12 protein-coding genes, 3 tRNA genes and 1 pseudogene are annotated in these 11,566 nt (G+C 71.8%); 3 read left to right on the plus strand and 13 right to left on the minus strand.

Annotated features, from left to right (window positions below):
* Window positions 1-93: 93 nt before the first annotated feature.
* The 5 genes from rplA to EBN88_RS02430 all read right to left on the minus strand — a co-directional run bounded on the left by rplA (window position 94) and on the right by EBN88_RS02430 (window position 2,853).
* Window positions 94-810, minus strand: a complete 717-nt coding sequence (gene rplA / locus EBN88_RS02410) for a 50S ribosomal protein L1 (RefSeq protein ID WP_122182097.1) — start codon at window positions 808-810, stop codon at window positions 94-96.
* An 85-nt stretch (window positions 811-895) separates the two neighbouring features.
* Window positions 896-1,327, minus strand: coding sequence for a 50S ribosomal protein L11 (gene rplK / locus EBN88_RS02415; RefSeq protein ID WP_122182098.1), 432 nt, complete (start codon window positions 1,325-1,327; stop codon window positions 896-898).
* A 252-nt stretch (window positions 1,328-1,579) separates the two neighbouring features.
* A complete protein-coding gene (nusG, locus tag EBN88_RS02420; protein ID WP_122182099.1) occupies window positions 1,580-2,386 on the minus strand; it encodes a transcription termination/antitermination protein NusG in 807 nt (268 codons plus the stop codon).
* Between the two features lie 51 nt (window positions 2,387-2,437).
* On the minus strand, window positions 2,438-2,701 hold the full coding sequence (gene secE / locus EBN88_RS02425) for a preprotein translocase subunit SecE (protein WP_233580394.1): 264 nt from the start codon (window positions 2,699-2,701) through the stop codon (window positions 2,438-2,440).
* A 79-nt stretch (window positions 2,702-2,780) separates the two neighbouring features.
* A tRNA-Trp gene (locus tag EBN88_RS02430) sits at window positions 2,781-2,853 on the minus strand.
* 189 nt (window positions 2,854-3,042) lie between these two features.
* On the opposite strand from EBN88_RS02430, the gene EBN88_RS02435 reads away from it, so the two are divergent.
* Together EBN88_RS02435 and EBN88_RS02440 are read left to right on the plus strand one after the other, a co-directional pair.
* On the plus strand, window positions 3,043-4,293 hold the full coding sequence (locus EBN88_RS02435) for a pyridoxal phosphate-dependent aminotransferase (RefSeq protein WP_122182101.1): 1,251 nt from the start codon (window positions 3,043-3,045) through the stop codon (window positions 4,291-4,293).
* Window positions 4,294-4,419: 126 nt separating this feature from the next.
* Window positions 4,420-5,439, plus strand: coding sequence for an adenosine deaminase (locus EBN88_RS02440; protein WP_122182102.1), 1,020 nt, complete (start codon window positions 4,420-4,422; stop codon window positions 5,437-5,439).
* A 214-nt stretch (window positions 5,440-5,653) separates the two neighbouring features.
* Here the strand turns inward: EBN88_RS02440 and EBN88_RS02445 are convergent, their stop codons facing one another.
* From EBN88_RS02445 to EBN88_RS02480, 8 genes are all read right to left on the minus strand, one after another.
* The gene (locus EBN88_RS02445) at window positions 5,654-6,709 is read right to left on the minus strand and encodes a UDP-N-acetylmuramate dehydrogenase (RefSeq protein WP_122182112.1); all 1,056 of its coding nucleotides are present in this window, start codon (window positions 6,707-6,709) and stop codon (window positions 5,654-5,656) included.
* A 77-nt stretch (window positions 6,710-6,786) separates the two neighbouring features.
* Window positions 6,787-8,280, minus strand: coding sequence for an MFS transporter (locus tag EBN88_RS02450; RefSeq protein ID WP_122182103.1), 1,494 nt, complete (start codon window positions 8,278-8,280; stop codon window positions 6,787-6,789).
* A gap of 164 nt (window positions 8,281-8,444) precedes the next feature.
* Window positions 8,445-9,050: a TetR/AcrR family transcriptional regulator gene (locus EBN88_RS02455; RefSeq protein WP_233580391.1), complete on the minus strand. Its 606-nt coding sequence runs from the start codon at window positions 9,048-9,050 to the stop codon at window positions 8,445-8,447.
* A gap of 89 nt (window positions 9,051-9,139) precedes the next feature.
* The gene (locus EBN88_RS02460) at window positions 9,140-9,613 is read right to left on the minus strand and encodes a MaoC family dehydratase (protein WP_122182105.1); all 474 of its coding nucleotides are present in this window, start codon (window positions 9,611-9,613) and stop codon (window positions 9,140-9,142) included.
* Window positions 9,610-10,086: a MaoC family dehydratase N-terminal domain-containing protein gene (locus EBN88_RS02465; protein ID WP_122182106.1), complete on the minus strand. Its 477-nt coding sequence runs from the start codon at window positions 10,084-10,086 to the stop codon at window positions 9,610-9,612. Before EBN88_RS02465 ends, EBN88_RS02460 begins: the two co-directional genes overlap by 4 nt.
* A 194-nt stretch (window positions 10,087-10,280) precedes the next feature.
* Window positions 10,281-10,445 (minus strand): 50S ribosomal protein L33, encoded by a 165-nt coding sequence (gene rpmG, locus EBN88_RS02470; protein ID WP_077059582.1) that lies wholly within the window; start codon window positions 10,443-10,445, stop codon window positions 10,281-10,283.
* A gap of 93 nt (window positions 10,446-10,538) precedes the next feature.
* Window positions 10,539-10,611, minus strand: a tRNA-Met gene (locus tag EBN88_RS02475).
* A gap of 46 nt (window positions 10,612-10,657) precedes the next feature.
* Window positions 10,658-10,730, minus strand: a tRNA-Thr gene (locus tag EBN88_RS02480).
* A 178-nt stretch (window positions 10,731-10,908) separates the two neighbouring features.
* On the opposite strand from EBN88_RS02480, the pseudogene EBN88_RS02485 reads away from it, so the two are divergent.
* A pseudogene (locus tag EBN88_RS02485) lies at window positions 10,909-11,566 on the plus strand (hydrolase); the annotation flags it as partial.

The raw sequence follows: 11,566 nt of genomic DNA on the forward strand, positions 1-11,566 counted from the left end.
TGGTCGCACACATGAGACGTCCGTCCCGGTTCTGTGACAGAACCGGGACGGACGCATGGATTTCGCCCGGATCCCGAACCAGGCGCGACCGGATCAGACGAGGGCGTCCTCGGTCAGCAGGTTCCTGGTGCGGTTGGGGTCGATCGGCACGCCGGGCCCCATGGTGGTGGAGACGACGGCCTTCTTCAGGTAACGCCCCTTCGCCGCCGAGGGCTTGAGCCGCAGGATCTCCTCCAGCGCGGCGGCGTAGTTCTCCACCAGCTGCGTCTCGTCGAACGACACCTTGCCGATCACGAAGTGCAGGTTGGCGTGCTTGTCGACGCGGAACTCGATCTTGCCGCCCTTGATCTCGGTGACGGCCTTGGCGACGTCGGGGGTGACGGTGCCGGTCTTCGGGTTCGGCATCAGGCCACGCGGGCCGAGGACCCGGCCGAGGCGGCCGACCTTGCCCATGAGGTCGGGGGTGGCCACGACGGCGTCGAAGTCGAGCCGCCCGCCGGCGACCTCGTCGATCAGCTCGTCGGAGCCGACGATGTCGGCCCCGGCGGCCTCCGCCGCCGCCGCACGGTCGCCGGTGGCGAAGACCAGGACCCGGGCGGTCTTGCCGGTGCCGTGCGGGAGGTTGACGGTGCCGCGAACCATCTGGTCGGCCTTGCGGGGGTCGACGCCCAGCCGCATGGCGATCTCGACGGTCGAGTCGAACTTGGTGGTCGCCGTGTCCTTGGCGAGCCGAACGGCCTCAAGCGGGCTGTAGACGCGGGTCCTGTCGACCTTGGCGTCCGCGCCGCGAAGGCTCTTGCTGCGCTTCACTGCTGCTCCTGAGCTGTTGCGTGAGATGGTCTCGGAGTGGTGGTCCGGGCCAGCGCCTGGCCCTGCCACGAGGGGGTCGGGCGTGTCAGCCCTCGACGGTGACGCCCATGGAACGGGCGGTGCCGGCGATGATCTTCTCGGCGGCGTCCAGGTCGTTGGCGTTGAGGTCGGGCATCTTGGTGGTGGCGATCTCACGGACCTGGTCGCGGGTGATCTTGGCGACCTTGGTCTTGTGCGGCTCGCCCGAGCCCTTCTCCACGCCGGCGGCCTTGAGGATCATCTTGGCGGCGGGCGGAGTCTTGGTGATGAAGGTGAAGGAACGGTCCTCGTAGACCGTGATCTCCACCGGGATCACCCAGCCACGCTGCGACTCGGTGGCCGCGTTGTAGGCCTTGCAGAACTCCATGATGTTCACGCCGTGCTGGCCGAGCGCCGGACCGACCGGCGGGGCCGGGTTGGCCGCGCCCGCCTGGATCTGGAGCTTGATCAGCCCGGCGACCTTCTTCTTGGGAGGCATGTGCTCTCTCCGGGTCCTTGACGAGAGGTGATCGGCCCGCCGCCGTCGTCAGTCGCGACCGTTCGCGCCGATCCGGCGGCAGGCATACCGCACCACGGTAGCGGGTAAGCTCCCCGGCCCAAAATTCGGGCCCACGATCGTGACCTGGCCCGGGGTCCTTCCGGGGGCCGGGTGGGGAACGCCGCGAGGGCCCGGGAGACGGATCGGCGTCCGTTCCCTGGCCCTCGCGGCGGCCGGCTCGAAGGGCCGGTGTCAGTTCTTCTGGATCTGGTCGAAGCTCAGCTCGACCGGGGTCTCGCGGCCGAAGATCTCGACCAGGCCCTTGACCTTCTTGGAGTCGGCGTTGATCTCGTTGATCGTCGCCTGGAGGGTGGCGAACGGGCCGTCGGTGACGGTGACCGAGTCGCCGACCTCGAAGTCGAGGACCTGGACCTCGACCCGGCGGCCGCCGCTGGGGGCGCCGCCCTCGGCCGCCGCCTCGGCGGCGGCCTGCTGCTCGACCTCGGGGGCGAGCATCTTGACGATCTCGTCCAGGGTCAGCGGGTACGGGTCGTAGGCGTTGCCGACGAAGCCGGTGACGCCCGGGGTGTTGCGGACCACGCCCCAGGACTCGTTGGTGAGGTCCATCCGCACCAGGACATAGCTGGGCAGCTTGTTCTGCTTGATGGTGCGGCGGTCGCCGTTCTTGATCTGGACGACCTCCTCCTGCGGCACCTCGACCTGGAAGATGTAGTCCTCGACGTTGAGCGAGACCGCGCGCTGTTCGAGGTTGGTCTTCACGCGGTTCTCGTAGCCCGCGTAGGTGTGCACCACGTACCACTCGCCGGGCAGCGTCCGCAGCTCCTCGCGGAGCGCCGCGACCGGGTCGACCGGCGGCTCGACGGCCTCGGCCGGCTGCTCGTCGGCCACCTCGGCGGACTCGTCCGCCCGGGCATCGGCAGCTTCGGCCTGCTCGACATCGCTCGACACGGCGTCCACCTGGTCCACCTGGACCTCGTCGCGCTCGGTGTCCTCGCCCTCGGTTTCGGGGGAGGCGTCGTTCAGGTTCGGGTCAGACACGGTAGCCGCTTCTTCCTGACTTTCGTTACGAGGGATGGCACATCAGCCGAATCAGCCGAAGACGTACTCGATGGCCCGGCTGAATCCCCAGTCAAGCACGGTCAGGATGCAGATGACGACGACTACGAAGACGATCACCGCGGTCGCGTACGTCGTCAGCTGCCTGCGCGAGGGCCAGACGACCTTCCGCAGCTCCGCGACGACCTGCCGGTAGAAGAGCGCGAGCTTGCCCAGCGGGCCCCTCTTGGCTCGACGGCCGCGACGGCCGGTGCCACCCTCGCCCCGGGGTTCCGGCGCCTCAACGGAGTCCGTGATCCCAGCCACTCGTCCTCACCCGATCCCGGTCATGGTCATAAGCCGCCCGGCCACCCGGACGGCTCTTCACTTCGTGCAGCAGGGCCGGAGGGACTTGAACCCCCAACCGCTGGTTTTGGAGACCAGTGCTCTACCAATTGAGCTACGACCCTTTACCGTGTGGCCCCGACAACGTACCGCATCGGGCGCCCACCGGTGAGGAGTGTACGTGTTCAAAGCCCGGGCGTCGAACGGTTGGTGTGTGGAGCTACCCCGGGCGCCCGGTGTGACGGATGTGGCGGGTGTGATGATCGCGCACAACCCGCGTGCCACCGCGCGCGCCGGTCTGGGACGATGCCCCCATGAGTGCCGCAACCCCACCCCCTGCCCAACCGCCCGTCGCGCCGCCGGCCCAGCGCCGGGTCTCGGCGCGGATCGGCGCCATCTCCGAGTCCGCGACGCTGGCCGTGACCGCCAAGGCGAAGGCGCTGCGCGCCGCCGGCCGTCCGGTGATCGGATTCGGCGCCGGCGAACCGGACTTCCCGACCCCCGACTACATCGTCGCGGCGGCCGAGGCCGCCTGCCGGGAGCCGCGTTTCCACCGCTACACCCCGGCCGGTGGGTTGCCGGAACTCAAGGACGCGGTCGCGACCAAGACGCTGCGCGACTCCGGCTACCAGGTCGAGGCCAGCCAGGTGCTCATCACCAACGGCGGCAAGCAGGCGATCTACGAGGCGTTCGCCACCCTGCTCGACCCGGGCGACGAGGTGATCGTTCCCGCTCCGTACTGGACCACCTACCCGGAGTCGATCCGGCTGGCCGGGGGCGTGCCGGTCTTCGTGGACACCGACGAGACCAGCGGATACCTGGCCACCGTCGAGCAGTTGGAGGCGGCCCGCACGCAGCGCACCAAGGTGCTGCTCTTCGTCTCGCCGTCCAACCCGACCGGCGCGGTGTACTCGCCCGAGGAGACCAGGGCGATCGGACAGTGGGCCGTCGACCACAACCTGTGGGTGCTCACCGACGAGATCTACGAGCACCTGGTGTACGGCGACGCGCAGTTCAGCTCGCTGCCGACGCTGGTGCCCGAACTGGCCGACCGCTGCGTGATCGTCAACGGCGTCGCCAAGACCTACGCCATGACCGGCTGGCGGGTGGGCTGGGTGATCGGCCCGCGCGACGTGGTCAAGGCGGCGGGCAACCTCCAGTCGCACGCGACCTCCAACGTGAGCAACGTCGCGCAGGCCGCCGCGCTCGCCGCCGTCGCGGGCGACCTGGACGCGGTGGCCAGGATGCGGGAGGCGTTCGACCGGCGCCGCACCACCATCGTGCGGATGCTCAACGAGATCGAGGGCGTCCACTGCCCCGAGCCCAAGGGCGCGTTCTACGCCTACCCCTCGGTCAAGGAGCTGCTCGGCCGGGAGATCGGCGGCCAACGGCCCTCGTCCACGCTGGAGTTGTCCGAGGTGCTGCTGGAGAAGGCCGAGGTGGCCGTGGTGCCGGGCGAGGCCTTCGGCACGCCGGGCTACCTGCGGTTCTCGTACGCGCTGGGCGACGACGACCTGGTGGAGGGCGTCTCCCGGCTCCAGAAGCTGCTGGCCGACGCGCGCTGAGGCCGTACGCGGCCGGGGGCCGTCGGGCGGTGTGTGAGGGGGCGCCGGCCCGAACTGAGGCTCGGGCCGGCGCCCCGGGGGGTGGCCGGGTTTTGGCGCGCCGGTCGGTTGCGGCAAGATCCTGGAATGGCTCGTGTTCGTGACTTGAGTTCCCTGCCGAAGGCGCATCTGCACCTGCACTTCACGGGGTCGATGCGGCCCGGCACGCTGCTCGAACTGGCCGACAAGTACGGGGTGCACCTGCCGGAGGCGCTGCGCGGCGGCGAGCCGCCGAAGCTGCGGGCCACCGACGAGCGGGGCTGGTTCCGCTTCCAGCGCCTGTACGACATCGCCAGGTCCTGCCTGCGGGAGCCGGACGACATCCGGCGGCTGGTGCGGGAGGCCGCCGAGGAGGATCTGCGGGACGGCTCGCGCTGGCTGGAGATCCAGGTGGACCCGACCTCCTACGCGCCCCGACTGGGCGGGCTGATCCCGGCGTTGGAGATCATCCTCGACGCGGTGCGCGACACCGCGCGGGAGACCGGTCTCGGGATGCGGGTCGTGGTGGCGGCGAACCGGATGAAGCACCCCCTGGACGCGCGCACGCTGGCCAGGCTCGCGGTGCGCTACCGGGACCAGGGCGTGGTCGGCTTCGGGCTCTCCAACGACGAACGCCGGGGCTTCGCGCGGGACTTCGACCGCGCGTTCGCCATCGCCAGGGACGGCGGGCTGCTGGCCGCGCCGCACGGGGGCGAGCTGGCGGGGCCGATCAGCGTGCGGGACTGCCTCAACGACCTGGGCGCGGCGCGGGTGGGACACGGAGTGCGGGCCGTGGAGGACCCGGCGGTGCTGACCAGCCTCGCGGAGGCCGGGGTGGCGTGCGAGGTCTGCCCGGCGTCGAACGTGGCGCTGGGGGTCTACGAACGACCGGAGGACGTGCCGCTGCGGGCGCTGTGGGAGGCCGGGGTGCCGATGGCGCTGGGCGCGGACGACCCGCTGCTCTTCGGCTCGCGGCTGGCCGAGCAGTACCGCATCGCGCGGGAGCACCACGCGTTCACCGACCACGAACTGGCCGAGCTGGCCCGGCAGTCGGTGCGCGCGTCGGCGGCGCCGGAGGATGTGAAGGGCAAGATTCTCGTCGAGATCGACGCGTGGCTGGCGTCCTGACGCGCGGGGGGCTCCGCCGGGGCGCGGAGCGCCCGAACGGGCGCGGGGAACGGCACGGGCGATCCGGGACTCGCCGTAGACGACCACGGCGAGGAGCCACCCCCGGTGCGTAGTCGAGCACCGGCCAACACCCGCTACTCGCGCCCCTCACGCCAACCCGCCGCGCGCCCGCGCGCGTTCGCCGCCCGGCCCCCAGGGCCGGGCGGCGTCCCCGTCAGAGCGACGCGCCGATCAGGACCGGTTCGTTGACCAGCGTGACACCGAACGCGGCGTGCACGCCGTCGCGTACCTCGCGGGCCAGGGCGAGGAGGTCGGACGTGGTGGCGCCGCCCCGGTTGGTGAGCGCCAGGGTGTGCTTGCCGGAGATCCGGGCGGGGCCCGTGCCATAGCCCTTGGTGAAGCCGGCGCGGTCGATCAGCCAGGCGGCGGACGTCTTGGTGTGGCCGTCGGGGGCGGGGAAGGCGGGGGGCACCTCGTCGGGGCCGAGGCGCTCGGCGGCGCGGCGGCGGAAGGCGGCGAAGGCGTCGGCGTCGAGCACGGGGTTGGTGAAGAAGGAGCCGGCCGACCAGGTGTCGTGGTCCTCCGGGTCCAGCACCATGCCCTTGCCGGTGCGCAACTTGATGACGGCGTCCCTGGCGTTGGCCAGCGGGACCCGGCCGCCCTGCTCGACGCCGAGCAGTCGGGCGGTCTCGGCGTAGCGGATGGGGGCCGAGAGGCCGCCGGCGTCCTGGAGGGCGTAGCGGACGCGCAGCACGACGAAGCGGTGCGGGTCGGCCTTGAAGCGGCTGTGGCGGTAGGCGAAGCCGCACTCGGCGCCCGGAAGGGTCACCGTGCGGTCCCTCTCGCGGTCGTGGGCCACGACCTCGGTGATCACGGAGGAGACCTCCTGGCCGTAGGCGCCCACGTTCTGGATCGGGGTGGCGCCGGCGGAGCCGGGGATGCCGGCCAGGCACTCGATGCCGGCCAGGCCGGCGTCGACGGCCCGGGCCACGGCGGCGGACCAGTTCTCGCCGGCGGCCAACTCCAGGTGGTCGCCGTCCAGTTGGACGCCGGTGGTGGCGATGCGCAGGGCGGTGCCCCGGAAGCCGGCGTCGGCCACGACGAGGTTGCTGCCGCCGCCGATGACGAGCAGCGGCTGGCCGTCGGCGTCGGCCCGGCGGACGGCCTCGACGACCTCCTCGTCGGTGGTCGCCGTCAGCAGCCGGTCGGCGGGGCCGCCGAGGCGGAGCGTGGTGAGCGGAGCCAGCGGGGCGTCAGGAGTTTCCAGCACCACGCCACCATACGAGACCGTCCCGCCCGTGGCCGGCGGCTGCCCGGCCACGGGCGGGACGCGCCCTTCGTCCGCCCTCAGACCAGCGCGCCGGCCCGCGCGGGCGCCTCGGCCTGGTCGGGCGCGGAGCCCGGGGTGGCCGGGGGCCGGACGAGGTTCCTCGGGATCAGCAGCACCAGGGCGGCGGCGACCAGCAGCAGGGCGGCGCCTATCCAGAGGGCCGGGGTGAGCCCGTCGGTGAAGGTCCGCGGGGTCTCGTAGCCGCCCTGGCTGGCGAAGACCGAGGCCAGCACGGCCACGCCGAGGGCGCCGCCGACCTCGCGCAGGGCGTTGTTGACCCCGGAGGCTATGCCCTCCTCGTGGGGCTGGACCGAACTCATCACCATGGCGCCGGTGGGGGCGAAGAACATGGCCATCCCCGCGCCGCTGATGACGAAGGCCGGTATCTGCGCGGTGTAGCTCACCCCGGGCTCGGCCAGGAGGGCCATCCAGCCGAGGCCGGCGGCCATCAGGGTCATCCCGGTGGCGACGACGGTGCGTCCGCCGATCCGGTCGGTGAGGAACCCGGCGAGGGGCGCCACCAGCAGGGTCATCCCCGTCCAGGGCAGCATCCGCAGGCCGGCCTCGGTCGGCGAGTAGCCCTGGATCAGCTGGAGGAACTGGGTCAGCAGGAAGATCGAGCCGAACATCCCGGCGAACATCAGCAGGCTGGCCGCGTTGATCACGCTGAACGTGCGGGAGCGGAAGAAGCGCATCGGCAGCATGGGGTGCGGGGTCCGCAGCTCCCAGGCGACGAAGGAGACCAGCAGCAGCCCGCCGAGGACGAAGCCGGCGACCACGGGGCCGGAGGACCAGCCGTGCTCGTGGCCGCGCACCAGGGAGAGGACGACGCCGAAGAGGCCGCCGCTGACCAGGGCCGTGCCGAACAGGTCCAGCCGGCCGTCGCCGCCCCTGCTCTCGACGAGCCGGGTGCGGACCAGCGGCAGCAGGGCCAGGCCGATGGGGACGTTGAGCCAGAAGATCCACTGCCAGGTGAGGTGTTCGGTGATGGCGCCGCCGACGAGCGGGCCCGCCGCGACGGCCAGGCCGTTGACCGCGCCCCAGATGCCGAAGGCCATGCCGCGCCGCTCCTTGGGCACGGCGGCGGAGATCAGGGTGAGGCTGAGGGGCATGATGATCGCGGCCCCCGCGCCCTGGGCCGCGCGGGCGGCGATCAGCTCCCCGGTCGTGGCGGCGAGGGCCGCGCCGGCCGAGGCCAGGGTGAACAGCGCCACGCCGAGGCCGAAGACCCGACGCCGCCCGAAGCGGTCCCCGAGCGCCGCGCCCAGCAGCAGGAGGCAGGCGAACGGCAGGGTGTAGCCGTTGACGATCCACTCCAGATCGGAGAGCTTCCCGCCGAGGTCGTCCCTGATCACGGGCAGCGCGGTGGTGACCACCAGGTTGTCGAGGGCCGCCATGAAGGTGGCGGCGCCGACGATCAGCAGGGTCCAGAAGGCGTTGCCGCGCCCGCCGCCGGATGTCCCCTCCCCCGCCTGCTTCAACGCGTCCTGGTCGCTTGGTCGTTGCTCCATCGTCCCCTCCTCCTTCGGGGCATGAGGTGCCCCGGTCGCGGCCGGCGGTCGTTCGCCGAACCCGAAGATTAGTGATTGGTCAATAAGTTTCGAGGACAGACGTGTGCCCCACGGTGGACACACGACCACCTCCCAGCGAGGAGAAGCGGCCGGGCGGCGCCGGGTCAGGCGGCGCCCGCGCCCTCCCCCGCCCCCTGCGAGCCGGAGCCCGCGAGGTAGTCGAAGACGGTCAACTCGTCCCAGACCCGGTGCCCCTCGGGGAAGCCCATGGTCAGGGTCACATTGATCAACATGCCTATGCTGGCGAAGTCCCGGGTGAGGACCGGGTCGTCGCCGAGCCTGCCCCTTATGGCGTCCAGCAGCCCGGCCCACTGGGCGCGGATCTCCTCGGCGAACTCCACGTCCCCGTCGGCCTCCCTGATGCTGACCGTGACGAACATCTGCATCTGGAAGAGCAGGTCGTCGCGGTCGGAGATCAGCGGGAAGTACGCCTTGCACATGGCGTCGTGGGCCTCCTGCGGCCCGAGCCCCTCGGCGGCGCCCTCAAGGTGTCGACGCATCCGCTCGATGGAGCGGCGCGCGGCGGCCAGGAAGATCGCCCGCTTGTCCGGGAAGAGGCGGAACAGATACGGCTGGGAGACCCCCACCCGCTTGGCGATGGCGGCCGTGGAGGTGCCCACGTACCCGGAGCGGCCGAACTCGACCACCGCCGCGCGGATCACGCTCTCGCGTCGCTCATCGGCCGACATCCGGCCGCTCTCCCGTGCCATGCGAGTAAGTTATTGCTCAATCACTAACCTTGTCAACCCCGGGGCGGAACAGGCTCGTTCCGCCCCGGGAGACGGGCGGCGCGGGGCGCTCAGGCCAGGCGGACCACGGCCCTGGCCAGGCCCAGCACCTTCTGCTCGGCGTGCACGGCGGTGAGATCCACCCGAACGGTGCGCAGCTCGTCGTCCAGCTTGACGGCGACCCGCCCGCCGACCTCGATCTCGGCCGCGACCACCGCTTCGAGCCCCTCGGGCCCCGCCGGCACGTCCGGCACCACCACCGGCTTGGTGAAGCGCACCCCGTACTCCAGCACCGCGCCCGGGTCACCGACCCAGTCGGTGACCACCCGGATCGCCTGGGCCATGGTGAACATGCCGTGCGCGATCACGTTGGGCAGCCCGACGTCGACGGCGAAGCGCTCGTTCCAGTGGATCGGGTTGAAGTCCAGCGAGGCGCCCGCGTACCGCACCAGGGTGGCCCGGTTGACGGGGAAGGTCCTGGTCGGCAGCTCGGTGCCCACCCCGACCTCGGCGTAGGCGACGCGGTGCGCGGTCGTTCCGGTCATCGTTCCCCCTCCCCGGCCGGCGCGTCCTCGTCGGCGCTCCTGGCCACCAGCTTGGTGTGGGCGGTCGCCACCAGCGCGCCCGTCTCGTCGTGCAGCTCACCGCGCACCGTCAACATGTCGTTGCCCTTGAGGGACTTGACGGACTCGATGGTGGAGGTGACGGTGAGCCGGTCGCCGGCGCGCAGCGGCCTGACGTAGGCGAACTTCTGGTCGCTGTGCACCACCCGGCTGTAGTCCAGGCCGAGCTTCGGGTCGGAGACCACCTCGAACGCGGCGCGATAGCTGACCAGGAAGACGAAGGTCGGCGGCGCGATCACGTCCGGGTATCCCAGGGCCCTGGCCGCCGCCGGGTCCGTGTAGACCGGGTTGTCATCCCCGATCGCCTGGGCGAACTCACGGATCTTCTCCCGGCCCACCTCGTACGGCTCGGTGGGGGGATAACTCCGCCCGACGAACGACTGGTCGAGAGGCATCGGCGAACTCCTCACATCCATGGGACAGCTGGGACGACGTGGCTGTTACGGACGCCGCGCGCGAGGGCCGGGATAGGCGCCCGCCCGCCCGTCCGTCCGAGAGAAGACGTGAAGCCGCCCCCGGCGACAACCGGGGGCGGCTTCAACACGGCGACCTTGAGTTCTGCTCGAACTCGGATACCGAGCGCGTGCGCTCAGCGGGTCTCGCGGTGGGCGGTGTGCGCGTTGCAGCGCGGGCAGTGCTTCTTCATCTCCAGGCGGTCCGGGTCGTTGCGCCGGTTCTTCCTGGTGATGTAGTTCCGCTCCTTGCACTCCACGCAGGCCAGCGTGATCTTCGGGCGGACGTCGGTGGCAGCCACGTGAGTGCTCCTTGACGGATGGACGGGTGAAACGTATTGAACACAGAGAGAGTAGCCGATCGGAGGACCGACCCCGCAATCGGCTACTGAGAGTAGCGGCGACCGGACTTGAACCGGTGACACAACGATTATGAGCCGTTTGCTCTACCGACTGAGCTACGCCGCCACAGGGTGAGCCGCCCCCACCCATCGGGCGAGAGCCGGCACCCCAGAGCCCCAAAACGGAATCGAACCGTTGACCTTCTCCTTACCATGGAGACGCTCTGCCGACTGAGCTATTGGGGCGAGCGCTCAAGAGATTACACGCTCCACGGCGGAAGGCGAAATCCATTGGCCGGCCGGTTCGGTGGCCACACGGTGGGCGTTTCTTATGACTTTCCCGGGTCCCCCGGGCACGTCCCGGCCGGGCCGGCGGCCGCCGCCTACGCTCGCTTCCGCAGTCGTCGCCCGAGCGGGGAGCGCGATGTCGGATATGCCACAGGCGGCCGAGGGCCTGGTGTTGCGCGGCCCACGCCTGGCCGACGGGCGGGTGGTGGACGTGGCCCTGGCCGGCGGCCGGGTCGCGGCCGTCGCGCCCGCCGGCACGCTGCGCCCGAACGCCCCCGGTGACCTGGTCGAACTCGGCGGCTATCTGCTGCTGCCCGCGCCGGCCGAGCCGCACGCCCACCACGACACCGCGCTCACCGCGTCCGGCGCCCCGGCCCCGACGCCCCTGCCGCAGCGGGTCGCCGAGGCCGCGCTGCTCCAGCTGGGCCACGGCGCGACCGCGCAGCGCTGCCATGTCGCGGTGGGCGGGGAGCGGGGGTTGGCGCCGCTGGAGGCCGTGTTGCGGACCGCGCGGGCGCTGACGGGGCTGGCCGAGGTGAGCACGGTGGCGGTGCCGGGCCGGCTGACCGGGCTGGCCGGGGCCGACCAGCGGGCCCGGCTGCGGGACGCGGTGGCGCTGGGCGCGGCTGCGGTGGGCGGGAGCCCGGACCTGGACCCGGACCCGGCGGGGCATCTGGCGGAGGTGTTGGCGCTGGCCGACGCGCACGGGTTGGCCGTCGACCTGCACACCGGGGCCGCCGACGCCGGGTGGCTGGCGCGGCTGGTGGCGGCGGCGCGGGCCGGCGGCGGCTGGC

The organism is Streptomyces triticirhizae (genome assembly GCF_003696235.1).
Taxonomy (GTDB): domain Bacteria; phylum Actinomycetota; class Actinomycetes; order Streptomycetales; family Streptomycetaceae; genus Streptomyces; species Streptomyces triticirhizae.